This is a genomic window from Nocardia lijiangensis NBRC 108240 (genome assembly GCF_001613045.1).
GTDB classification, from domain to species: domain Bacteria; phylum Actinomycetota; class Actinomycetes; order Mycobacteriales; family Mycobacteriaceae; genus Nocardia; species Nocardia lijiangensis.
This window is the reverse complement of record NZ_BDBP01000021.1, coordinates 89859-113677: the sequence shown is the minus strand read 5'-3', so window position 1 is coordinate 113677 and position 23819 is coordinate 89859. Positions and strand designations below refer to the sequence as shown.

Here is a 23819-nt window from a genome sequence, read left to right as displayed (position 1 = left end):
GGGGGTGGTTGCGGCACGCCGGGTCGGCCCTGCGGCGGCGGCACCCGGCGCGTCCGCGCATTGCGGGGGTCGTCGCCGTTCATCACACTGACTCTACTGATCGGGTAGGCACGGGGTTTCTCTGAGAATCACCCGGCGGGGTATTTCCGTTACGGCAGCCAGGAAACGTGTCCGCGCAGCGCCGTGTAGCCGATGTAGGCGACCGCATCGATGGTGGCGTGCGCCAGTATCAGCGGCCACAACCGGTTGGTGCGCTGCCAGTAGCGACCGAAGATCAAACCCATCACCAGGTTTCCCAGACCGCCGCCGAGCCCCTGGTAGAGGTGGTAGCTGCCGCGCAACAGCGCCGAGGCGAACAGCGCGGAATTCTCCGTCCAGCCCAGCCTGCGCAGCCGCGTGATCAGGTACGCGACCACGAGGATCTCCTCGGCGAACGAATTCGCGCAGGCCGACAGGATCAGGGCGGGTAGCCGCCACCAGTGCTCGTCGAGCGCACTCGGCACGATCGTCACACTGAAACCCATGGCGTGCGCGGCCAGATACAACCCGAGGCCCGGCACACCGATGATCGCGGCAAGCGCCAGCCCCGGCAGCCCGTCCGCGTGGGGCCGGAACCGCCCGAGCCCGATCAGGCGTGGCCCGATTCCGCTGCGCCACAACAGGTACAGGCCCAGTGCCGCCCACCCGGCCAGCCGCAGCACCCCGAGTAGCTGGAACAGCAGGTCGATCAGCGAATGATCGGAGCGCGAGGCGTTCAGCGCGACCGTGCGCCCGCCGACGCCACCCGGCGCCAACGCGCTGTCCAGCAGCGAGAGCGCGGCGCTGATCCCGCTCAGCCCGAAGGTGGCGGTCAGCACGATCGCGATCTCGATCCGGATCGCGAGCCGCTCCCGATCCGTCAGCTCGGATTCGCCGGGGGCATCCGACTCAGCACGCATGCCGTCGAATCTAGTGTTCCCGCTGCGGTCACATTCGGCGCAGGCCGTTGAGGAATGGGCAGCCTGCCAGGGTGCGCACGGCGCGGCTGAGCGATTCGACGTCGTCGGCCGGTGCGCTGAAGGGCAGGCGGAAGTCGTGGTCGCCGTCGTGACCCTCGACGCGCAAGGTGACGCCATACCGATCGATGGCCAGCGGGTGCACGGTGCCGGTCTGCAGGCGCGGCGGCAGGTGGCGGGCGAGCTGGGCGATGACGTCGGCGTGGTCGGCGTCCATGTGCTGCAGCCAGGCCGATTCCAGCGCGTAGAACGGATCCGGCTCCGCCAGCCGCAGTTCCTCGACGCAGACCGACTCGGCTCCGGTGGAATCGGCCATCACGGCGCTGTTGATCACCAGCCGCAGCAGCGTCGAGGTATGCCCGACGTCCAGCAGCGCGGGGTCCGGGTTGTCCTTGGCGACCTCGCCCGCCAGCACACGCTGCGCCTGGGCGGGCACGGCGCGCACGGTGCCGCGCAACCAGACGAGGGCGCGCACCGGTTCGCGTAGCGGCAGCGGCGCGTGATCGGTGAGTTCGAGCACCGCCGCCGCGCCGCCCGGGCCGGAGTTGGCGGTCAGCACCGCGGCCAGCGAACCGGTCGGCACCGCGACCACCACGTCGCCGCACTGCCGCACGTGATGCACCGAGGTCGGCGTCGGGTCGATCCCCGGCAGGGCGAGGACCGCGTGCTCCGCGTGGGCGCACGCGCTGCGTACCCGCTCGGCGGTGGTGGGCGCGACGGTCGGATTCAGCATGCGGACCTCCGTGGTGATGGCGGCGGCGTCAATTAGGTAAACCTAAGCTAAGTGAGCCGCTCTTGATCTGCAAGCGCTACCTTCCGGCTGATTCCAGAATCTGGGCCCGCTACGGTGATTCTCGTGGGAGATGCGACACCAACGGCAGGTCACGGCGCGAGCGAACCGGTGCTGGTCACGTTGTCCGCCCCCGCGCGCCGCAGCCTGGTCGCCGGCCTGATCCGCCCGCCCGGCTCCGTCCCCGACGCCCCGATCCTGGACGCCGACGCCCCCGACGCACAGATCGCCGACTTCCTCGCCGCCATCGCGCACGCCGACACCGGTTTCGTCGCGCGCACCGACAGCGGCGAGCGCGCTCTCGCCATCGTCGCCGCCACCGTCGCAGCGCTGTGCGGCGAGGACATCCGTACCGCGCTCACCCGGCCGGACATCGCCTTCCTCACCGGGTTGAAAGCGCCTGCGGTGGAAGCGGTTCGCGGTGTCCTACACGCTGTGGAAACGGCTGAGCCCGAGCGCGTCGGTGCTGCGCTCTCGGTGCTTGCGCCCTGAAGCGGTTGGCGGTTCGCTGCTGAAGAGGATCTGGTCGGTGCTGGGCGCGTCGCGTGCGGTAACCGGCCAACTTCCGCTGTTGGGTGCGCGGTGTTCGGCTTCCCCGCCCGGTCGACCGGCTGTGGTTGCGTCTGACTCCCACCACCACGCCGAACGGTTGCACACCCCACCTTCTTGAACCACCCCCACGTGCACCCGCCGAGGCCCAGCCCCCGCTCGCGTACGACGCGCGTCGTACGAAGCAGTTTGCTGGCTTCCCGGCGCTTGTAATGTCGTAGGGGTGCCGCGCATCGCGTATTTCGGACCTTCCGGAACCTTCACCGAGATGGCTCTCGCCAAGCTCGAATCCTCGGCGGTCTTCGACGGACCCGTCGAGCGGGTCGCCGCGCCCAGTCAGGGGGCGGCGCTGGATCTGATTCGGTCCGGTGACGTCGATGGCGCTGTCGTGCCGATCGAGAGTTCGGTGGAGGGTTCGATCTCGGCGACGCTGGATTCGCTGGCCATCGGGCCGCGGTTGCAGATCGTCGCGGAGACCGAGCTGGAGGTCAGCTTCACCATTCTGGCCAGGCCGGGTACCGAGTTGGCCGATGTGCGCACGCTGGCCGCCTACCCGGTGGCCGCCGCGCAGGTGCGGATGTGGGTTGCGCGCCGCCTGCCCGATGCCGAGATCTACACCTCGTCCTCGAACGCGGCCGCCGCCGAGGATGTCGCCGCCGGGCGCGCCGATGCCGCCGTCTCCACCGCGCTGGCGGGGGAGCGGCTCGGGCTGACCGCGCTGGCTACCGGGGTGGCCGATCACGACCAGGCGATCACCCGCTTCGTGTTGGTCACCCTGCCGCGCGTGGCGCCGTCGCCGACCGGCGCGGACCGCACCTCGGTCGTGCTGGAGCTGGCGAACGAGCCCGGCTCGCTGATGCGCGCCTTCGCCGAGTTCGCGACGCGCGGCATCGACCTGACCAGGATCGAATCCCGCCCCACCCGAACGGGTTTGGGCACCTACCGGTTCTATCTCGACTGCGTCGGGCATATCGATGACACCGCGGTGGCCGAGGCGCTCAAGGCGCTGCATCGCACGGCCCGGATCCGCTTCCTCGGTTCCTGGCCCGCGACCTCGGCGACCGGAACGCCGCCGCCGTCCGACGAGGCGGCCGCGGAGTGGCTGACCCAGTTACGAAAGGGGGTGGCGGACTTATGAACGAGATCGCAGGCAAGCTGATCCTGGTCCGGCACGGTGAGACCGAAGGCAATGTCGCCAAGATTCTCGACACCAAGGTGCCAGGGCTGCCGCTGACCGAACGCGGTGCGGCCCAAGCGAAGACGTTCGGATCGAATCTGCTCGCCCAGCCCCGCGCGCTGCTTTCCTCGGCCGCCCTGCGCGCCAGGCAGACCGCGGGTTATATCGAGGCCGCGACCGGCATCGCGGCCGACGTCCTCGACGACGTGCACGAGGTCCAGGTCGGCGCACTGGAAGGGCTGAACGACCCGGAATCGCACCGGACCTTCCAGCGCATCTACCGCGCCTGGCACGAAGGCGACCTGTCCGAGCGGGTACCCGGCGGCGAATCCGGCGAGGACGTCCTCGCGCGATTCCTCCCGGTCATCGAGACCCTGCGCACCTCCTTGCTGCTGCCCGAAGCGGGCGGCGGCGACGTGCTGCTGGTGAACCACGGCGCCGCGATGCGACTGGTCGCGCGCACCCTCAGCGGCGTGGCGCCGCCGTTCACCACGAACAACCACCTCGACAACACCGAAACCATCGAGCTGGTCCCGCGCGCCGACGGCGGCTGGGACTGCATCCGCTGGGGGCGCTTCGTCCCACCCTTCGGCTACGAAGTCTCACCCACCGCCGACGACCCGATGGGCTGAGTCCTACCCCGCCTTCGCCGCGGCCGTACCACTACATCCGGCCGGTCACGAACCCTCGCAACACATTTCAACGCCCCGCAGAGGCCGGAACCTGTGCGAGGCGTGGAACGTGTTGCGAGCGCTCGGAACGTCGGATCAGGACCGCTTGGTCGCGGTCTGCGGAAAATCCTCCCGCTCCGGCAGCGAATTGATCAGATCCAGCAGCGCGGTGCGCAGCCGCGCCGTGGTGCCGGAGCTGATCGACGACCACTTCGTGCCGTCGTCGGCGACGCTGGCGGTGATCAGGAACCTTCCGCCGCGGGTGTTGAAGATCGCGATGTGGTTGTCCGAGATGTCCCGGGTGCCGTCGCCGTACGCCACACCGGAAATCTGCACGTGCGAATGGATTTCGACCAGCGCCGAGGCCAGCACCTGCGCGTCGCGGTTCGGGTTGCACACCTTCGCCAACCGGTGGGCCGTTGCCGCGGCATCGCCGGTTTCGCCGAAGATCGGCGCGAGCAACTCGGTCTGGGCGTTCATGCTCTCCAGCTCGAGCGGCTCGGCGGGGCCGAGCGCCGCGACGATGGGCCCCGGCAGATCCTCTTCGACCTCGTCGATGACGTAGGACTCCGGCCCGCGGAGGGCGACGACCACCAGGTCGTCACCCTTCGCGAGACACATCCGGCTGACCTGTCCCTCGACGACCCACCGCAGCGCGAGTACCCAGTGCGGCCGGTAGAGCGTCCGCAACCGATCCTCGAGTTCCCGGTGGACGAGGCCGTCGATCAGGAAGTCCCGCTCGGTGAGTACCTGGGCGGCCACGTCCATCGCGGCATCGTGGTCGGTCTGGTTGTCGTAGCGCCCCATCGCTTGCAGCACGACGGGAAGCTCGTCGATCTGCAGTTTCTCCAGGAGAAACTGCATTTCGTCGAGCGACAACGTGACGCCCCCGAGCATCGACGGGCCGCGGCCCGCTCCCAGAATCGTCACTTAGCCGTCCCGGCGGGGTCGGCGCCGATGACGCCATCGGCGGAGAAACGGCCGTCGGTGAAGTGATCGCCGCGCAGGTAGTCCGCGCCCTTGTGCTCCGACTCGTCGTCCTCGGCGCCGCGCGTGTTCCCGAGCAGCGGGCTTCCGGCCGGGTTGCTCGCGGCCGGACGGACCGGCGCGGCATCGACCCGGGCGACGACCTCGGCGACCGGGGCCGCGGCGGGCGCGTTGGTCGGCAGACCTGCACCCCAGCCCTCCGGCAGCTTCAGCGAGCCATTGTTCAGGTTGACGCTGCCCGGCCCGAAGGTCGCCGAACGGGTGGCGCCGGTGGTCGCCGCGGCGCCCGCCATGCCGCCCGCCATCATCGTCATCGGGGCCGCGGGTGCGACGCTCGGCGCGGTCGCGCTGGTGACCGCCGCGATGGCGTTGGCGCCGATATTGCCGACGGTGCTCACACCGCCGGTGGCGACGGTGCCCGCCACGTTCGCGACCTGGGTCGCGGCGCTGGCGATGGCCGGGTTGTTCACCACCGAGACGGCGGTCGCGATGGCCGACTGCACCGGGTCACCCTGGAAGGTGGCCTCGGCGGAGCCGGGGTCCGCGCTGCCCGCGCCGTTGGCGATCGAAGGCGGGTTGTGGAACTCGCCCGGGGTGGACACGGTCACGGACGTCGCGGCCTCGTAGGTCTCCATGACCAGCGCGGCGCGGATGTCCATCGCGTGCTTGGCGACCTCGGCGGCCTCCAGCGCGCCGGATACCGCACCGGGCGGGTTCGCCGAGGCGATGACGGCGCCGACGGTGGCGACGATCTCGGGCGGGCTCGGCATCGTGAGCGCGGCGACGGTGTAGGCGGTCGCGTTCGCCGCGGCCTTCGATCCCATCGCGGCGGCCATCACGCCCTGCTGCTCGGCCCAGCCGGTGAATCCGACCAGCCGGGACAGGGCCGCGATGCCGTTCACACCCTGCATGCCGACGCCGAGCTCGGCCATCACGCGGGTGACAGTCGCGGTCGCGTCGACCCACGCCGCGGTGAGCCCGCCCCACGCGGTGGCGGCGGCCGAGATCGGAATGGCGTGCGCGCCCGAGTGGAGCAGCGCGGAGTTCGTTTCGGCCATGCGGGGCAGCCAGAACACCCCGGTGATACCTGCGGTCATGCTTGTTTCTCCCCTTGTGTCTCGATGTCCGCGATCAGGCGCCGATGGTGCCCGCGACGCCGCGCATCACGCCCGCCTTGACCACGTCCTCGGCGACGTGGGTGGCGAGCTGCATGCGCAGCACGGCCGCGGCATGGTGCAGCTCGAGAATGCCCTGGGCGACGGAGCCGTCGTGCGTCGCGGCGGCCTTGTTGAAGTGGTGGGCGGCGATGAGCGACACCTCGTCGGCGCCGGACGGAATGACGTGCGTCGCCGGGGCGGTGATCGCCGCGGCGCCGGCCAGCCGTTCGGCCAGCAGGTCCAGCTCGGCAGCGGCGGCGAGGATGATCTCGGGCGAGATCGATACGTGGCCAACCATTACTCGACTCCTTCTAGTGGCGGCTATGGGGCGGAACCACGAGAATTCCCCCTACGAGTGATAGGACGCGACAGCCACGCGATCGGTTCCATCGAATCCCCTACTTCTTTGCGATCTTGCCAGCCGCCCGCGCTCCCCTGCGCACCGTGTCCGTCCGGATGACGCGGCTTCGCACCGGCGACTTGGTAAAGACTAGCCCCATCCCAGCTGATGCAACCGGTCTTCGTCAATGCCGAAATAGTGTGCGATCTCATGGATCACGGTGATCGCGACCTCTTCGACCACCTCTTCCTCGTCGGCGCAAATCTCCAGAATCGCGTCGCGATAGATGGTCACGGTGTCGGGCAGCGCGCCGCCGTATTGACTGTCACGCTCTGTCAACGCGATTCCGTGATAGAGCCCGAGCAAATGCGGGTCTTCCATATTGCGCGGTTCGATCAGCACGACCACATTGTCGATGGCGCGCGCGAGTTCGGCCGGAATGAGATCGAGCGCGTCGGAGACCAGTTCTTCGAACCGGTCCTCGGACATGAAGACCGTCATGGGTGAACGCGACCTACCGGGGCCTCGGCTGCGGCGGCAGCGGAGCCGCGCCGGGCAGCGGTGCGGGTGTGGAGCGACCCGAATTCGGCGGCGGCACAGGGGCTTGGCCGTTGATCAGGATCTCGCCCTTGGCCGAACCGGTGATGGGCGCGAAGCCCTCGCCGTCGGTGCCCTTGCCGACCATGCAGTCCAGCTTGCGGCTGCCCGCCATCCAGCTGCGGGCGTCGAGGTAGTCGAAGAACAGCGTCAGTGTCTTGTCGCGGATCGCCTCGGGCGAGCCGAGGTAATCGGTGGCCAACCTGGCGCACTCCTCCTCGACGTACCTGTCCTGCTCCTCCTTGGCGGGCGGGCCGCCGTTGAAATGGGCGCCGAGATCGACGGTGGCGACGATCTCCACCGCGTGCGCCTGCGCGCAGTCCACCGGATCGGTTGGCAGATTCTGGTTGATGCCGAGGCAGATGCCCGGCTGGAACACCCTGGACTGGTCGTGTTCCGCCGCGCTGCCCTGCGACGGCAGCGGCGTGCCCGTGCTGCCCGAGAACTGCAGGCCGCAGCGCAGCGTGCGGTCGCCATGCTTCCAGCCGTCCGGGCTCGGGTACATCAGGCCGACGACATAGCGCCCGCGCGGATCGAACTTCCCGCTCATGTACTGCTGCACCGAGGGCACGCAGTGCTCTTCCTTGAGCTCGGTGAGCCGCAGCGAATCCGGGAAGCGCGAGCCCGGCCCGAATTCCACGCCGGGGTATCTGCTCATGTCGATGTCGGCGGCGACCTCGAACAGGTGCCTGCTGCCGCAGGACACCTTCACCAGGTCGCTGCGGTCGGACTTGGTCCAGCTCAGGCAGTCGCCCTTGGCGGCGGTGCCGAATTCCTTGTCCAGCACGGTCTGCGCGGGCGCGCCGGGGTTGTGCGCCTCGAGGCCTGCCTCGTTGTCGAAGCCGGTCACGAACAGGGTGACCAAGGCCGCGGCAACGGCGCCCGCCGCGACGGCGAGCAGCCCCCAGCGCAGCGTCGGCGCGGACAGGTGCAGCCCGCCGCCTTCGGCTAGCGCGTCGCGCGCGGACGCGAGGGATCGAGGGAACGAACCCGAGCGCGCCGATCGACCCGTCGGCGGCTTCTCGGGCTGCGGAGTCTGGGACACATCATCGGAGGACATTGCGCTCCATCATGGCAGCCGTCTGCCCTCCGGTGCCACGACCTGGCCGAATCGGCGCGCTCAACCGCGAAACGCGGACAGGAACACACCGGGCAGCCGCGCTGGATTGCGATCGGCGTAGAACTCGGTGAGCTTGCGGCCCGTCGCGGCGGCGGTGCCGTTGCCGACGAACCACGGCGGTTTGGGCGAGAGCGCGAGCTCGCCGCCGAGCAGCGACCGCGGCACCGGCCGGAACGGCCCGCGCACCACCGTGCGCTCCACCTCGTCGAGCAGGAAGGCATTGTGCACCACGCCGATTCCGCTCTGCACGTCGTCGAGGGTGTGGCCGGGGAACGCGCCCCAGGTGGCGCGCGGCGACAGGAAGGCCAGGCCGGTCCACGCGTTCACCGCGACGGTGCCGTAGCGCAGCCGCTCCACGGCGCGGTCGAAGGCTATGCCGAGCCTGCCGATGGTCTTGGGATCCGCGAGCACGTTGGCGCCCAGCGTTCCGGTCAGTTCGGAGTTGGCGAAATCGACCGCACGCTGGAGGAATTCGCCGCCGCGTCCGGGCAGCTCGACAACGCCGAGCACCGGCGAGAAGTACTCGGTGCGCAACAGCGGCGTGTCGGCGGCGGGCAGTCCGTCGATCAGCACCCGGCCCTGGCCGAGCCGCTCTGCCTCCGGGTAGGACGCGAGCGCGTCGGCGACGCGGCTGTCGCTGCCCGGGTAGTAGGGCGTCCGCTGCGGCGCCAGCTCGAGCGCCGTGCGCAGTTCGTCGAGGAAGCGGTCCTTCTGCGGCCAGTCCGCGCCGAGCACGACGGCCTGCGCGGCCACGCAGTTGTAGCCGCCGTTGTGCAGCCGCTGGGTCGCGATGTGCTCGGCCTGGAAGCTCAGATCCGCGTCCGACCAGTCGCCCGGGACCACGATGGTGGGGGAGACGCCGCCCAGCTCGCTGGTGATCGGCTTGTCCAGCAGCGGTGTGCCCGCACGCCGGTTCGCCGCGCCTTCGGCGCCGCGCCCCCAGACGATCGCGTCGTGGGTGCCCGCGCTGCCGGTCATGTGCACGTGCGCGACGTCCGGATGACGCACCAGATAGCCGCCCGCCTCCGCGCCGCCGAGCAGAATCCGCAGCACGCCCAGCTCGATGAACGGCGCGAAGACCATCTCGAACACCGTGAACAGCGGATCGGTGATCGGGTTGAGCTTGAGCGCGACGACGCGATTGTGCGCGTACAGCTCGTAGAGCGTGTCCAGCGGCGGGATCGAGGTGATGTTGCCCGCGCCGAGCACCGCGCCGATGCCGCCGGTCGCGGCGGGATCCAGCTGGCCGAGCCCGGCTCGGCGGCGCGCGCTGTCGGCGTCCACGCCGGGGCGCAGCCAGACCTCGCCGCGGAACCCGCTGAGCAGCAGCCGGTCGTAGGTGTCGAGGGGCAGGACCGGCACCGCGACCCGGTCGCCGGGTGCGGTGGTCAGCCGGACGCCGTCCAGCGGGCTGCGCCCGGCCTCCAGCTTCGCCAGGGTGGCGGAGAGAGCGGCGGTGGCCTGCAGGAGCGCCATCGGGCCGGACATCCACTCCTCGCCGACCAGCGGCGAGTCCGCGTCGAGGTCCTTGACGGTGCAGGCGGCCCGCACCCAGTCGCCCGCGAAGCGGCCGGTGCGTTTGTGCAGCTCGTCGAGCAGTTCTCTGCGCCTGCGCAGCGGAATCGCGGCCCATGTCTTCTCGCCCGCGGACAGGTCGGCAAGGGCGTTGTCGATGGTCGTCTCGTCGAAAGTCGTGCCCACAAGCCAACTATGCGCGCGTCGCGCCCCGGGCGGCCAGGAACTGGACAGATCGGCGCAAACAGGTCAGCGAGCGCGGGCCGTTGTGGCCGATCGGACCCACGGGACCCGCAGACCGATATCGGGGTGAAACGCCGAAGGCCCGCCGACTAGGCTGATAGCCCATGATCGACCTCCGACTCCTGCGGGAGGACCCCGACGTGGTGCGCGCCTCGCAGCGCGCCCGCGGCGAAGACCCCGCCCTCGTCGACGCCCTCCTGGAGGCGGACTCGGCGCGGCGCGCCGCGGTCGCCACCGCCGACAACCTGCGCGCCGAACACAAGGCGATGGGCAAGCTGGTCGGCAAGGCGTCCAAGGAGGAGCGCCCGGCGCTGCTGTCGCAGGCGCAGGAGATGTCGGTGAAGGTCAAGGAGGCCGAGGCGGCCCAGCACGCCGCCGACGCCGACCTGGACGCCGCGCAGCGGGCGATCTCGAACGTCGTGCAGGAAGGCGCGCCCGCGGGCGGCGAGGACGATTACATCGTCCTCGAAACCGTGGGAACGCCACGCGAATTCGACTTCGAGCCGAAGGACCACCTGGAGCTCGGCGAGGCGCTCGGCGTGATCGACATGGAGCGCGGCGCGAAGGTGTCGGGCGCGCGGTTCTACTTCCTCACCGGCTACGGCGCGCTGCTGCAGCTCGGCCTGCTCCAGCTGGCCGCGCAGAAGGCCGTCGCCAACGGATTCACCATGATGATCCCGCCGGTGCTGGTGCGCCCGGAGATCATGTCGGGGACCGGCTTCCTCGGCAAGCACTCGGCGGAGGTCTACCACCTGGCCGACGACGACATGTACCTGGTCGGCACCTCGGAGGTGCCGCTGGCCGGCTACCACTCGGGCGAGATCCTCGATCTCAGCGGCGGCGCCAAGCGGTACGCGGGCTGGTCGTCGTGTTTCCGCCGCGAGGCGGGCAGCTACGGCAAGGACACCCGCGGCATCATCCGGGTGCACCAGTTCGACAAGGTCGAGATGTTCGTCTACACCACGCCGCAGGAGGCCGACGCCGAGCACCGGCGCCTGCTCGCCTGGGAGCGGGAGATGCTCGCGGCCATCGACGTGCCCTACCGCATCATCGATGTCGCGGCGGGCGATCTGGGTAGCTCGGCGGCGCGCAAGTTCGACTGCGAGGGCTGGGTGCCGAGCCAGCAGACCTACCGCGAGCTCACCTCGACCTCCAACTGCACCACCTTCCAGGCCCGCCGCCTCGCCGTGCGCTACCGCGACGAGAACGGAAAACCGCAGATCGCAGCCACTTTGAACGGCACGTTGGCAACCACCAGGTGGCTCGTCGCGCTGCTGGAGAACCACCAGCAGGCCGACGGTTCGGTGCGCGTTCCCGAGGCGCTGGTGCCGTTCGTCGGCACCGACGTGCTGCGACCCGCGGGCTGACCACGGGCAATAGCCACTGGTTCGCCATGCCCGGATTCCGGGGATGTGGCAACCAGTGAGATGCGTTGTGTCTAGGCTATTCCCCGTGCGAGGAATCGGGGCGCGCGGCGATACCCGAACCCGGGTGCGGGCGGCATCGGCGCTGGCGACGGCAATGGTCATGGCTCGGACCACCGGGGCGTTCTACGTCATGGGTGGTGTGCTTGGTCTGGTGATCACGGCCATCGCACCGGGCGATGAGGGTAATCGACCACTGGTCGGCACAGCGGCGGCGATCGCGCTGGCGCTGGGTCTGACGCTGCTCGCGTGGGGTCCGCGACTGCCGCATTCCATCCACCACGGCTATGTCGCGATCGCGACCGTGCTGGTGACGGTCGCGGTGCATTCGTTCCCGAACACTGTCGGCGGCATCAGCCTCGCCTCGTTCTATGTCTTCATCGCCTGCGATGCGGCCCTGTTCTTCCGCTGGCCGCAGGCGATGGCGCACATCGCCTTCGCCATGGCGCTGTGTCTGTGGGCGCTGCCCGCGCGCGACCTGCCCTGGTGGTCGGGTCTGATCCCGGCGGGTGTGACGTTCGGCGTCGGCGTCGTCGTCGGCATCCTGACCAGGATGGCCTCCGAAGCCGATATCGACGTGCTCACCGGTCTGTTGAATCGCCGCGGTTTCGACCGCGCCCTGAACACCGCGATCGAGCAGGCCACCCGCAACGGGCAGGGCCTTTCGCTGGTGCTCGTCGATCTCGACCGCTTCCAGAAGATCAACGATCACCTCGGCCACCGCGCGGGTGACGCGGTCCTGCAGCGCGTGGCCGATACCTGGTCGAAGCTGCTCACCCCCGAGCAGCGGCTGGCCCGCTACGGCGGCGACGCCTTCGCCCTGTTGCTGCCGAACACCACCGAACAGGCCGCGATCCTGCTCACCGAGCAGCTGCGGGCGGCCGTCACGACCGGCTGCTCGGCGGGTGTCACCTCGTGGCAGCCGGGCGAGTCCGGTTCGCTGCTGGTGAGCCGCGCCGACGTCGGTCTCTACCGCGCCAAGCAGGCCGGTCGCAACCGGACGGTGCTCGAGTCCTCCCGGCAGCTGCCGCTGGCCGTCGAACTGCGCGAGGCGATCGATCGCGGCGCGCTGGACGTGCACTATCAGCCGATCGTCAGCCTGACCGAGGGCGGCGGCAAGGCGGTCGGCGTCGAGGCGCTGCTGCGCTGGTCGTCCAGCGCGCAGCCGGACGTCACCACCGAGGGGCTGATCCGGGTCGCGGAGGAATACGACCTCATCTCCGATCTGGACGAGCTGGTGCTGCGCCGGGCCTGCGCCGACGCGGCCCGCTTGCAGGAGACCTTCGCGCAGCTGGACCTGACACTCAATGTCAATGTCAGCGGCCTGGAACTGGCCGAATCCGGTTACGCCGACCGGGTGTCCGGCATTCTGGCGAGTACCGGATGGCCCGCCGATCAGCTGGTGCTCGAGGTCACCGAGAGCGAGCTGGCCGCCGAATCCCAGACCGCCATCGCGAATCTGCACACGCTGCGCGACCGGGGCGTGCGCATCGCCATCGACGATTTCGGCACCGGTTACTCCTCGCTCAGCCGCTTGGCCACCCTGCCGAGCGACATCCTGAAGGTCGACCAATCCTTCGTGGCGGCCATCCGCTCCGATTCCCCCGCGCCGCCGCTGCTCGGCGTGATCGCCGCACTCAGCAGCGCGCTCGACCTGCAGGTCATCGCGGAGGGCGTGGAAACCGAGTACCAGGCGGCGGTGCTGACCGAGCTCGGTTTCGCGCTCGCCCAGGGCTACCACTACAGCGATTCGCATCCGGTATCGGAGCTGATCAACGATCTGAACGAGGGCCAGGGCCGGGTCGGTTCCGGACTGGCCGATCGGGAGATCGACGGCGATTCCCTGCCCGCGGCCAACGGCTGGCTGCCGCTCGGTTGAGTCGCCCGCCGCCGCGGAAAATCGCTTGACGCGGTCGAGGGCCGACGCCGAAGCTGAAGAACATGCGCTTGATCATCAACGGCTATTGAGCTTCGCACGCACCCTCCACGCGACGGGGTCGTGATCACGGCGTCCGTGGTCTCGCCGTGCGGGCGGTGCTGTTCAAAGGCTCGCGCGATCTCATCCCGCTCTACGCGCTGTACGCGCTGCTGTTCGCCGAACACGGCCTGAACACCGCGCAGATCTCCTCGCTGCTCGCCCTGTGGTCGATCACCGCATTCGTGCTCGAGGTGCCGTCGGGCGCCTGGGCCGACACGGTGTCCCGGCGCGGCCTGCTGATCCTCAGCGGCGCGCTGGTGCTCGGCGCCTTCACGCTGTGGACCGTCGCACCGTCCTATCTCGGCTTCGCGATCGGCTTCGTGCTGTGGGGTGTGTCGAGTGCACTGGAGTCGGGCACGTTCGAGGCGCTGATCTACGACGACCTGGTCGCCAGGGGCGAACCCGCCGCCTACCCGCGCATCATGGGCTACGCCCGCGCGGCGGCGGAGGGTGCCGTGGTCGTGGCGATCCTCGCCGCTACCCCGCTGTATGCCTGGGGCGGGTACGCCCTGGTCGGCTGGTCCAGCGTGGCGATCGCGGCGTTGCACGTGCTCGTCGCGGTGTCGCTGCCGAGCGCGCCGAGGGCGGCGTCGGTCGACGACCTCACCGACGACGCGCCCGACGCCGTCGCGACCGTGCCGGGTCATCCCGTCGTGCCCGGCGACGGACGGGCTCCGGTCGTGGCCGCCGGTCGGTCGGGCGTGCTGACCCGATACGTGACGATGCTGCGCACCGGCGTCGGCGAGGCCATCCGGGTGCGCCGGGTGCGCAACGGCGTGCTGCTCGGCGCGCTGCTGTTCGGCATCACCGCCTACGACGAGTACTTCGCGCTGCTCGCGCAGTCCGCCGGCGCGCCGACCGTGGTGGTGCCGCTGCTGGTCGGCCTCACCGTGGTCGGTTCGCTCACCGGCTCGCTGCTCGCGGGCCGCACGGCGCGGCTGTCCGCCCGCACCATCGCCGCGGCCGTCGCCGTCGGCGGTGCGCTGTTCATCGGCGGCGCGCTGATCTCGGGTCTGGCCACCGATCGCCCGGACGCGGTGTACCTGCTGACCGGCATCGGCTTCACCGCGATCGGCATCGGCTACGGCGTCGTGCTCAATGCCGAGGTGGTCGCCGAATCCCGGTTGCAGGACGCGATCGAGGGACCGGCCCGCGCGACGGTCACCTCGGTGTCCGGCCTGCTCTCGGAGGTGGTGTCGCTGGTGATCTTCGGGTTCGTCGCGCTCGCGACGATCCAGCTCTCGATGGCCACGACCTTGGCGCTGCTCGGCCTGGTCATGCTCGCCATCGCCGCGCTCACCCCGGCGTGGTTGCCGCGGCGGGCCGAAGTCACCGAACAAGCCTGAGTGACGGCGTAGCTATCTGGCAGAGGTCCTTGCCAGATAATGGAATTTGTGGGACGGTCTTATCGGAACGCGCCCGATACTCGGCGCGAAGCTCGATCCGATGGGTGCAATGCAATGGCGCATGACAACCGGAAATTCCTGCCGACTCCGCAGCTGTTCACCGAGTTCCCCTTCAAGTACGCGGTACCGGTGCTCGCGCCTGGCGACCTGCGCTGCACCGCTGCGCAGCGGGACTCCTTCCGCCGTTTCGCCCAGGTCGGCGACCCGCTCGCCGACGACGTGGTGGCCATGATCCAGCGACTGCCGGTCGGCGAGGGCCGCCGGATGTTCGAGACCGCGGTGGCGCACGGTATCGACGCGGTGCCCGACGCACCGCGGGAGCTACGCGCCTTCTTCGAGCAGGTCGAGGCTGATCCGTACTGGCTGGATCGGGGGAAGATCGATCGCGGCGCGCGCGTGGTGAACCGGACCGGCGTCTGGGGCGGCATCGCGATGGGCATGTTCGCGCTGATGGGCGGCTACCTGGCCTCGCGCGCGGACAAGACCCTGGTCGGCACCGGCGATCTCGACGCGATGGCGCCGCGCAGGCTCGCCGAGACCACCCAGTGGTGGCTCGACGTCACCACGCCCGGCGCGTTGGAGCGGCACGGGATCGGCTATCAGAGCGTGCTGCGGGTGCGGCTGATGCACGCGCTGGTGCGTTCCGGCATGAACCGCCGCCCCGACTGGGACTACGCGGCCTGGGACCAGCCCGTCAACCAGGTGCTCACCGTTGGCACGCTCGGACTCTTCTCGATGGCGAACCTGGTGGGCGCGCAGGCGCTCGGCCTGCGGTTCTCCGCACGGGAGAAGGACGCCGTCTTCCAGCTGTGGCGCTACATCGGCTTCCTGCTCGGCATCGACCCCGAGATCCTGCCGACCTGCGAGACCGACACCTGGCGCGCCTTCTGGATCCTCGCCGACACCGAGTTCATCCCCGACGAGGACTCTCAGCGCCTGGCCCAGGCGCTGATCCCCGCCGCGGGCGGGCTGTTCGTCGGCGACAGCACGCCCGGGCAACGCGCGATCCGTCACCTGGTCACCCAGTACATGGTCGCCTACAGCCGAATCGTGCTCGGCCGCACCAACTCCGATTTCCTCGGTCTGCCCGACAGCCGCCTGTTCCAGTACGCCGTGCTGGCCACCGCCGCGATCAACGGCGCGCTGGAAGTCCCGCGCCGCGTCATCCCCGGCGCCACCCGGCTGCAGGAGAACGTCGGAGCCCGTGTCCGCACCCGCCTCGTGCGCGGCTCGATCGCCCGCAACGGCGGCGACCGAACTTACGCCAGACACGATCGCTTCGCCGCCGACCGCGGGGAACTGCGCGCGGGCTGACGCTCAGCGTGGCGATGCCGAACAAGGGTCGCAGCACGTTCGAGCCGCAAGTCGGCGGATGCGGCGAGCCGATCGCGCCGATGACCGGCGTCACCGCCGGGCGACAGGCCGCGCCGGGGTCACCGAGTTTCGCTCTAGCGCTCGGGAAAGGCATGGCCGCACCGGTCTTTCAGGGCTGCGTCGAGTGCCGAACGACCCGCGGGTACGGTGCGGAAATGACCGGGCGGACCAGGCTGGGGTTGCTGTTCGGGTTCTGCATCGGCGCGGGTGTCGCGGTGCAGGCCCGGATCAACGGTGCGCTCGGTGTCTGGTTGCAGGATGGCGTTGCCGCCGCCACCGTGAGTTTCGGGACCGGACTGCTTCTGCTTGTGATCGCGTTCGCGTTCAGCGGCCGACTGCGTGCGGGGCTCGGCGCGGTGCGGCGGGGAATCGGTGACGGGACGCTGCACAGGTGGCAGCTGCTCGGCGGGTTGTTCGGCGCGTTCTTCGTCGCCTGTCAGGGTCTGACCGTCGCGGCGATCGGCGTCACCGCGTTCACCGTCGCCGTCGTCGCCGGGCAACTGTCGAGCAGCCTGGTCGTCGACCGGCTCGGTCTGGCGCCGAGCGGCGCGACGCCGATCACCGCGCTGCGGGTGGGTGGCGCGGCGCTCGCCGTCGGTGCGGTGTTTCTCGCCGTCGCCGACCGCTCCGGCGCGGTGCCGGGCGCGCTCGCCCTCCCCGAATCGCTGCGCGCGGTCCCGTCCGCGCTGCTCATTGTGCTGCCCGCGCTTGCGGGCATCGGCCTGGCCTGGCAGCAGGCCGTGAACGGACGCGTCGGCGCGGTCGGCGGATCGTTCTCGGCGGCCCTGGTGAACTTCGCCGTCGGGCTCGTCGCGCTGCTGCTCATCGAAGCCGCCCTGCTGACCGGCACGGGCGGCCTCGGCGAATTTCCCGCCGAACCCTGGCTCTACCTCGGCGGAGCGATCGGCGTCGCGTTCATCGCCCTCGCTGCCCTCACGGTCCGCTGGATCGGCGTCCTGCTCCTCGGCCTCACCTCCGTCGCAGGCCAGCTCGCCGCCGCCATCTCCCTCGACCTGCTCATCCCGACCGGCCCGCAACTGTCACCGTGGTCCGTACTGGGCTGCGCGCTCACCTTTGCGGCGGTGGCGCTGGCCGCACAGCAACGTCCCGGCACCACTTCCACGCTGGCCGATTACCGGTCGCCGAACGAATGACCTCGGCTTCCCGCCAATCGACTACCTCCTCCTGCCTGCTTGCACCCCGGTGATCTCGCTGACCCACAGCCTCAGCGCCATAGGTCTGCGCGGTGGCGGGCACACCGATCGCGCGTCGGCACAGTGCGACGATCACGTTGTGCGACGGTGCGCTCGCCGAGATTCGCTCGCTCGGGCGATGCCGTCGTGCTGTGTGCAGCGGCGGATATCGGGTTGTTCGGACCGGGCGTGAGCGTCGCCGTCCGCCAGGAAAGCGGGCTGTTCTTCGCAACACCTCGCATACTCTTCCGGCGATTCCGATTTCGAATAACCGCAGATGTGGGAGGGTGCGGCCCATGCTGATCGAATACGGGGTGTGGGTGACGCGGTTGGCGCTCGCCGTGGTGTTCGGGTTGTCGGCCTGGGGGAAACTGGCCGATCGCGCGGGGACGCGGCAGGCGGTGGGGGACTTCGAGGTGCCGGTGCGGTGGGTGCCCGCCGTGGCGTGGGGGCTGCCGGTCGTCGAGGCGGCGCTCGCGGTGGGTGCGGTCCTGCCGTGGACGGTGGCGGCCGCGGCGGTTGGCGCGCTGCTCTTGCTGACGGTCTTCACCGCGGCCATTGTCCGGTTGTTGCGGCGCGGGAAGCATCCGGCGTGCTCGTGCTTCGGAGCTGCGAGTGCGACGCCGATCGGCGCGCGCAGCATCGTGCGCAACGGCGCGCTGATGCTGCTCGCGGCGCTGGTCCTGTGGGGCGCGTTCGCTCATCCCTCGGTGCCTGCCGGACTGCCCGCCGACACCGCCACCGGGCTCGCGCTCGTCGCGGTGCTGTGCGGCGTGCTGGCGTGGCTGGTCGGCCAGGTCGGCGCGCTGCGGCGCAGGCTCGACGAGCAGGCGCTGTCGACGCTGGGTGCCGAGGGCTTGCCGGTCGGTTCGGTGGCGCCGGAGTTCGAGTTGCTCGACGTCGCGGGCGACCGCACGAATCTCGCGGACCTGCTCGCGGCGGGCCGAGCCGTGCTGCTGGTGTTCGTGCACCCGGGCTGCGAGCTGTGCGCCGCGCTGGCGCGGGAGCTGCCGCGGTGGCGGGCGCGCACCGACCTGACCATCGTGGTCGTCGGGAACGGGGACGCCGCGGAGCAGGCTGCATGGGGCGTCGAACAGGGGCTCGGCGATATTCCGTCGCTGGTGCAGCAGGGCAACGAGGCGGCGCTGCGATACCGCGTCCGCGGTACACCGTCGGCCGTGCTGATCGACGCCGACGGACGGGTCGCCGCGCCCGTCGCGCGGGGCGCTATCGCGACCCGCGAGCTGATTCTCGCCAGGAAATCCGTCCGGACTCAGCTTTCCTCTCGAAGCAACGGCCAACGCGCCGCCGCCAACGGCCGGAGCTGACCCAGCCTGCATGTTTCCCACGAAAGAAACCGACTGAAAGTCCAAATCGATTGTCGCGCATCGAATTTCGCGAACAGCGACCCTTGTCCACCGATACGATCGGAACGCATCGATGCAGAACCGCGCGGACCAACCAACCACCTTCGGTAGGGAGATGTCATGGCGGACTTCGCATTCACCGATTACTCGGGCAAAGAATTCATCATCCGGCTGACCAACGAGCAGCGCATCGGAGAAGCACGCCGGATTCTGTCCGGCGAGGAGCAGATGTCGATCCACGTCATGGGCCGGATCAGGAAGACCCCGGCCGAATACAACCCCGGCTGGAGCTTCCACCTGGATCCCGACACGATCACCTTCTTCACCATGGCGATCGAGGTCTGCGACTCGAGCATCTACTACGTCGAAGACCATCTGGACGAGGCGTGCGGCGCCTTCCTACCCGGCTGCTTCTGGTGTCCGTGGTCGTCCAAGCTGACCCGAGAGATCCGCTGATCAGCGAAGTTGTTGGCAGCGGGCCCCGGCCGCGACCACCGGTCGGGGTCCACTGAAAACCGGGCTCAGAGCTTGCGCGAGCGCAGCTCGTGCCCCTTGGACGTCTTGCACCGGCCCGACTCCAGATCCCACTGCCAGCCGTGCAGGTTGCAGGTGAGGTTGTTCCCCTCCACCACACCGAACTTCGACAGGTCGGCCTTCAGGTGCGGGCAGCGCCGCTGCACTTCCCAGCCTGCGATCTCGGTCGACGCCGAATCGTCGTGCGCCTCGGAGAACCAGCCGTCGGCGTAGGCGATGCGCTCGTCGGTGAGGCACTTGAAGAAGGTGTAGAGGAATTCGTTGTAGCCGCCGATGCGCCACGCCTGGAACCGGGTGGACAGGAAGATGGTGTTCACCCAGTCGGGCTCGTTGTCGCGCAACACCGTGCGTACCAGCTCCGGCGCGATGCGGAACCCGTAGCGGTACTTGCCCTCGCCCTCGATGGGTGCGCGCACCGCCCGCTTCGGGAAGTCGAGCACCACCGTCTCCTCGCCGATCACCAGACCGACGGGGTAGCCGATGCCGTCGCAGATCAGATCGCTCTGCGCCATGATCGGCTCGAACAGCTTCTGCAACGGCTCGAGCAGGGAACCCTCGCCCGTCGCCCAGGACGCCTTCTCGGCCTCGAGCACCGGGGCGAGGCGCTCGGCCATCCGCTCGATGTAGCCCGCCTTGTAGGCGTAGATCTCGGCCGGATCGAACGGGTGGGTCAGCGACAGTTCCTTGCCGCGCACGTCGGCGACCGAGCCGGGGATCATCAGGACCCCGCCCTCGTTGCCGTGGATCTCCATCTGTTCGAGGAACACCATCTGGTCGGGGAAGATGTTGCCCTCGTCGCCGCGGTCGTCGTTGAGGTAGCGCAGCTCGGGGTCGAGGAACACCGGCGGGCCCGCCGAGGGCACCACCCAGGTCGCGCCGACCTGCTCGATGTAGCTGCGCGCCCGGTCCATGCCGCGCTGGCGCTTCTGCTTGCCGAAGTTGGACTTGGTGCGCGTCGGGATGTCGTAGACCATCGGGTACCAGATGGCGCCCGAGTACTGCAGCAGGTGGATGTCGACGTGGCCGAACGCGTCGTGCAGCACGTCCATGTCCACCGGGCGGGCGTCGTTCATGTTGAAACAGACGGTCTCACCGTCGGAGACCACCAGACCCGAGTCGCCGATCGGCCCGTCGGCGGGCGCGCGCAGGGCGATGATCATGATGTCCAGCTCGCCGCCGGGACCGGTCACGGTGTGCTTGACCGAGTCCTCGGTCTCGACGAACGTGTGGAAGCCGAGCTTCTCCAGCTCGCGGCGCAGGTCCGGCACCGGGTAGTCCGGCAGCAGCACGGTCGCGTCCTTGCTGACGTGCTTCGCCAGGTGCTCCGCGTCGAAGTGGTCCCGGTGCAGGTGCGAGACGTAGAGGAAATCGCAATTGCCCAGCTCGTCCCAGTCCAGCTGGGTGTTGTCGGGGAACGGGACCCACGAGGCGAAGTACGCGGGGTTGACCCAGGGATCGCAAAGGATCGTTCCGGCCGCGGTTCGAATGTGGAATCCGGCGTGTCCGACGCTGGTGATCTGCACGAGCTGTTCCTCCTACGCGTACCTCCGCCTGCGCTCCGGCGGTGCGCTGAGCGATCGACGAACTTCGTCCGGCGGCACCATCGGGCGTACCTCCGGGCTGCGCTCCGCGCGCCAGATGGGCGTTATCAGGCACCCAGGTTAGTAGCTGCGTTCACATGACGATGCTCACGGTGCCCGGCTACGGCGAGACGTCGCCGATGCAGTACCCCTCGTCGCCCTCGGTCAGCGTGAACGTGCGGACCTGGGTGACGCCGGAGGAGTTGGTGACCGGCACCTCCACGGTGATGTAGCCGGAACCGATGCTTTCGGAGCTGATCTGCTGACCTGCGAAATCGGTCGCGCCGGTGAGCTTGCCCGGGTTGTTCGCCAGCGGCGGCGGCGTCGCGCTTCCGGTGCCATTCGGGTCCCACTCGGCCGGGCTCGCCTTGCAGATCAGCGGGTAGTCGCCTTCCTTGTCGGCGGGGTCGAGCGGTTCGCCGACGAAGCGGGCCAGGTAGCGGCGCACGGTGTGGCGGGCATCGGCGTCGTTGTAGCCGATCTCCGTGCCTGCCGGGAACACCCGCGGACAGGCGTAACCGGTCGCGATCGCGTCGCGCTCCACGGTGACGGTCGCGCTGCGGCTCTTCCAGGTGACAGTGCTCGCCGTGGCGGAGCCGGGCTGGGCGAGGGTGGCGAGGACGGTCTGCTTGTCCTCGTACATGTCGGCGACGTTGCCCGGAGCCATGGTCCAGCACTTGTCCTGTAGTTCGGCGATGGTATCCGACTCCAGGTCGGCGGCCCAGTGCCGCAGCGCGGTCGCGGCATCCGGCACGCCGGGCACCGCGCCGACCTCGGGCGCGTCGGCGGGCGGTGCGGCGAGCGTGCTGGTGGCCGCGGTCGTGGGAACCGCGGAGGGGACGGCGGCCGAGGGGGTCGTCGCCGCCTTGACCGGCGCGGGGTCGTCGCCGGGGATCCCCGAAACCGAGTCGCAGCCGGTGAGCAGGAGCGCGCCGCCGAGCGCCATGCCGATCAGCGCCCCGCGGTAGCCACGTCGCGTGGCCGGGTCGGGCGGCGCCGAAGAACTTTTGCTCGATGTTGCCGGGTGGCCTGCGTTCCTGATGGTCCGGTCGCTATACGGCAGCGGTCGGGCGCGTTCCACTTCGACGATCCTCTTTCTGAGCCGATCGGGGCGGATCCCGACCCGGTGGGCGTTTCGCCACTGCCGGATGGGAAAGTCTGCGACTACGCTAGCGGAATTGTGGAACCCGTCTACCGGACGATCATCGGGCTGGCCCGAACCGTCTTCTTCGTGCAAGGTCTGAAGTTCATCGTCAAGGGCGATGAACATATACCCGCGACCGGTGGTGCCGTGCTCGCGGTCAATCACACCGGCTACATGGACTTCACCTACGCCGGTCTGCCGGTGCGCACTCCCAAGCGCTACATCCGGTTCATGGCGAAGAAGGAAGTCTTCGACAACAACATCTCCGGTCCGATCATGCGGGCGCTCAAGCATATTCCGGTGGACCGTGCTGCGGGTGCCGATTCCTACAAGGCCGCGGTGGAATACCTGCGACGCGGGGAACTGGTCGGCGTGTACCCGGAGGCCACCATCAGCCGCAGCTTCGAGATCAAGGAGTTCAAGTCCGGAGCCGCGCGGATGGCCATCGAGGCGGGCGTGCCGGTCATCCCGATCGTCGTCTGGGGCGCGCAGCGGGTGTGGACCAAGGGCTTCCCGAAGCGATTGGGCCGCACCAACACTCCGATCTCCATCGTGGTCGGCAAGCCGATCGAGCCCTACGAACCCGCCGCCGACCTCACCGCCGAGCTGCGCGCCACCATGCAGCGGATGCTGCTGGAGGCGCAGGACGGCTACGCACACGAGCCCGGCGCCTACTGGGTGCCCGCCCGGCTCGGCGGCAGCGCACCGACTCTCGAACAGGCCGACGCCATGGACGCCGCCGAAGCGGCGGAGAAGGCGGCCCGCAGGGAGAGTCGCGCCGACTGATCCTCGGCAGGTCGGGTGATTTCGCGTGACCGGCTGTGCGCCATGGTCAGGTCGTCATCTGGCACGGGCTAGCGGCGGGAAGGTGGCCGCGGAAGAACTTGCCCGGTGGCACGCCCATGAGGGTGCGGAAATCGGCGGTCAGGTGGGACTGGTCGTAGTAGCCGTTGTCGGCCGCGATCCGCGCCCACGGGGTGTTACCGGTGTAGGCGAGGATCTGGCGTACCCGGCCGATGCGGGCGAAATGCTTGGGCGACAGGCCGATTCCGGCACTGAACAGGTTGCGCAACTGGCGCTCGCTGACCGCGAGATCGGCGGCGAGCGCCGGGATCGGTCGTCCGGCCGGTTCGGCGAGGGCGGTGGCGGCCTTGGCCAGCAGGCCGCGGTGGGCGCGTTGCGTGGGGTCTTCGGAAAGGCGCTGCGGTAGTTCGTCTTCCAGGAAGGCGAGGATGTCGTCGTGGGGCAGGTCGGCGAGCGCGTCGGCGAGACCGGCTGCGGGACCGGGCAGGTCGGCGAGCCGCACGGCCCGATCGGTGAGTTCGCTCGCGGCGACGCCGAGCATCGGGTGGGCCGCGCCGGGAGCCAGGCGCAGCCGGACGCAACTCGCGGGAGTCTTCGCCGCCGAGTAGGTCGCCTTGGTGCGCGGGCCGAGCACCAGCGCCTCGCGCCGTCCGGATTCCTCCGTGCGCAGCACGATCGTGGTCGCGGTGTGCGGGATGTGCGCGAAGGGCTCGGACAGGTCCCGCACCAAGGGAATCCGGCCGAGTTCGGTGAGCCACGGGCGCAGCGATTCCGGTGCGTGTTCGGTGGATTCGAGGCGCTCGGCGGTTCGGACGGACGTGGTCTGCACCCCATCGACTCTAGGCACTTTCGCGCCCGCCGGTTGTGCCGAAAC

The 23819-nt window shown here is 69.7% G+C and carries 22 protein-coding genes; 11 read left to right on the top strand and 11 right to left on the bottom strand.

What is annotated here, in order from left to right; translation table 11 throughout:
* Positions 1-149 precede the first annotated feature (149 nt).
* Together NL1_RS08940 and NL1_RS08935 are read right to left on the bottom strand one after the other, a co-directional pair.
* Positions 150-938 (bottom strand): CPBP family intramembrane glutamic endopeptidase, encoded by a 789-nt coding sequence (locus NL1_RS08940; RefSeq protein ID WP_067836302.1) that lies wholly within the window; start codon positions 936-938, stop codon positions 150-152.
* Between the two features lie 28 nt (positions 939-966).
* Complete coding sequence (locus NL1_RS08935) at positions 967-1728, bottom strand: DUF2470 domain-containing protein (protein ID WP_067836300.1); 762 nt, start codon at positions 1726-1728, stop codon at positions 967-969.
* Between the two features lie 123 nt (positions 1729-1851).
* Here NL1_RS08935 and NL1_RS08930 point away from each other — a divergent pair, with 123 nt between their 5' ends.
* From NL1_RS08930 to NL1_RS08920, 3 genes are all read left to right on the top strand, one after another.
* Positions 1852-2277 (top strand): hypothetical protein, encoded by a 426-nt coding sequence (locus tag NL1_RS08930; protein WP_067836357.1) that lies wholly within the window; start codon positions 1852-1854, stop codon positions 2275-2277.
* A 280-nt stretch (positions 2278-2557) separates the two neighbouring features.
* On the top strand, positions 2558-3472 hold the full coding sequence (gene pheA / locus NL1_RS08925) for a prephenate dehydratase (protein ID WP_067836297.1): 915 nt from the start codon (positions 2558-2560) through the stop codon (positions 3470-3472).
* A gap of 5 nt (positions 3473-3477) precedes the next feature.
* The gene (locus NL1_RS08920; protein WP_067836355.1) at positions 3478-4143 is read left to right on the top strand and encodes a histidine phosphatase family protein; all 666 of its coding nucleotides are present in this window, start codon (positions 3478-3480) and stop codon (positions 4141-4143) included.
* Positions 4144-4278: 135 nt separating this feature from the next.
* Here the strand turns inward: NL1_RS08920 and NL1_RS08915 are convergent, their stop codons facing one another.
* The 6 genes from NL1_RS08915 to NL1_RS08890 all read right to left on the bottom strand — a co-directional run bounded on the left by NL1_RS08915 (position 4279) and on the right by NL1_RS08890 (position 10084).
* Entirely contained in the window at positions 4279-5112 is an 834-nt protein-coding gene (locus NL1_RS08915) for an ESX secretion-associated protein EspG (RefSeq protein ID WP_169813578.1), read from the bottom strand.
* Positions 5109-6266 (bottom strand): PPE domain-containing protein, encoded by a 1158-nt coding sequence (locus tag NL1_RS08910; protein WP_067836294.1) that lies wholly within the window; start codon positions 6264-6266, stop codon positions 5109-5111. Before NL1_RS08910 ends, NL1_RS08915 begins: the two co-directional genes overlap by 4 nt.
* A 34-nt stretch (positions 6267-6300) precedes the next feature.
* Positions 6301-6624, bottom strand: coding sequence for a PE domain-containing protein (locus NL1_RS08905; RefSeq protein WP_067836291.1), 324 nt, complete (start codon positions 6622-6624; stop codon positions 6301-6303).
* Positions 6625-6816: 192 nt separating this feature from the next.
* Positions 6817-7167, bottom strand: coding sequence for a metallopeptidase family protein (locus NL1_RS08900; RefSeq protein WP_067836289.1), 351 nt, complete (start codon positions 7165-7167; stop codon positions 6817-6819).
* A gap of 13 nt (positions 7168-7180) precedes the next feature.
* The gene (locus tag NL1_RS08895; RefSeq protein WP_084510414.1) at positions 7181-8323 is read right to left on the bottom strand and encodes a septum formation family protein; all 1143 of its coding nucleotides are present in this window, start codon (positions 8321-8323) and stop codon (positions 7181-7183) included.
* Positions 8324-8383: 60 nt separating this feature from the next.
* A complete protein-coding gene (locus tag NL1_RS08890; protein ID WP_067836286.1) occupies positions 8384-10084 on the bottom strand; it encodes an aldehyde dehydrogenase family protein in 1701 nt (566 codons plus the stop codon).
* Positions 10085-10245: 161 nt separating this feature from the next.
* Between NL1_RS08890 and serS the strand changes: the two genes are divergently transcribed.
* The 7 genes from serS to NL1_RS08855 all read left to right on the top strand — a co-directional run bounded on the left by serS (position 10246) and on the right by NL1_RS08855 (position 19339).
* On the top strand, positions 10246-11508 hold the full coding sequence (serS, locus tag NL1_RS08885; protein WP_067836283.1) for a serine--tRNA ligase: 1263 nt from the start codon (positions 10246-10248) through the stop codon (positions 11506-11508).
* A gap of 85 nt (positions 11509-11593) precedes the next feature.
* Positions 11594-13444, top strand: a complete 1851-nt coding sequence (locus NL1_RS08880; RefSeq protein WP_245673150.1) for a putative bifunctional diguanylate cyclase/phosphodiesterase — start codon at positions 11594-11596, stop codon at positions 13442-13444.
* Positions 13445-13590: 146 nt separating this feature from the next.
* Complete coding sequence (locus NL1_RS08875) at positions 13591-14889, top strand: MFS transporter (RefSeq protein WP_422615829.1); 1299 nt, start codon at positions 13591-13593, stop codon at positions 14887-14889.
* A 114-nt stretch (positions 14890-15003) separates the two neighbouring features.
* Positions 15004-16263, top strand: coding sequence for an oxygenase MpaB family protein (locus NL1_RS08870; RefSeq protein WP_067836279.1), 1260 nt, complete (start codon positions 15004-15006; stop codon positions 16261-16263).
* A gap of 215 nt (positions 16264-16478) precedes the next feature.
* The gene (locus NL1_RS08865) at positions 16479-17477 is read left to right on the top strand and encodes a DMT family transporter (protein ID WP_067836342.1); all 999 of its coding nucleotides are present in this window, start codon (positions 16479-16481) and stop codon (positions 17475-17477) included.
* Positions 17478-17812: 335 nt separating this feature from the next.
* Entirely contained in the window at positions 17813-18844 is a 1032-nt protein-coding gene (locus NL1_RS08860; RefSeq protein ID WP_067836276.1) for a MauE/DoxX family redox-associated membrane protein, read from the top strand.
* Positions 18845-19003: 159 nt separating this feature from the next.
* Positions 19004-19339, top strand: a complete 336-nt coding sequence (locus NL1_RS08855) for a BP74-related protein (RefSeq protein WP_067836273.1) — start codon at positions 19004-19006, stop codon at positions 19337-19339.
* 65 nt (positions 19340-19404) lie between these two features.
* Here NL1_RS08855 and NL1_RS08850 read toward each other — a convergent pair whose 3' ends face one another.
* Both NL1_RS08850 and NL1_RS08845 read right to left on the bottom strand, forming a co-directional pair.
* A complete protein-coding gene (locus tag NL1_RS08850; protein WP_067836270.1) occupies positions 19405-20940 on the bottom strand; it encodes a Rieske 2Fe-2S domain-containing protein in 1536 nt (511 codons plus the stop codon).
* Positions 20941-21118: 178 nt separating this feature from the next.
* Positions 21119-22078 (bottom strand): hypothetical protein, encoded by a 960-nt coding sequence (locus tag NL1_RS08845; RefSeq protein ID WP_084510413.1) that lies wholly within the window; start codon positions 22076-22078, stop codon positions 21119-21121.
* 99 nt (positions 22079-22177) lie between these two features.
* Here NL1_RS08845 and NL1_RS08840 point away from each other — a divergent pair, with 99 nt between their 5' ends.
* On the top strand, positions 22178-22927 hold the full coding sequence (locus NL1_RS08840) for a lysophospholipid acyltransferase family protein (RefSeq protein WP_067836267.1): 750 nt from the start codon (positions 22178-22180) through the stop codon (positions 22925-22927).
* A 46-nt stretch (positions 22928-22973) separates the two neighbouring features.
* Here the strand turns inward: NL1_RS08840 and NL1_RS08835 are convergent, their stop codons facing one another.
* Complete coding sequence (locus NL1_RS08835) at positions 22974-23774, bottom strand: AraC family transcriptional regulator (protein WP_067836264.1); 801 nt, start codon at positions 23772-23774, stop codon at positions 22974-22976.
* Between the last annotated feature and the right edge of the window lie 45 nt (positions 23775-23819).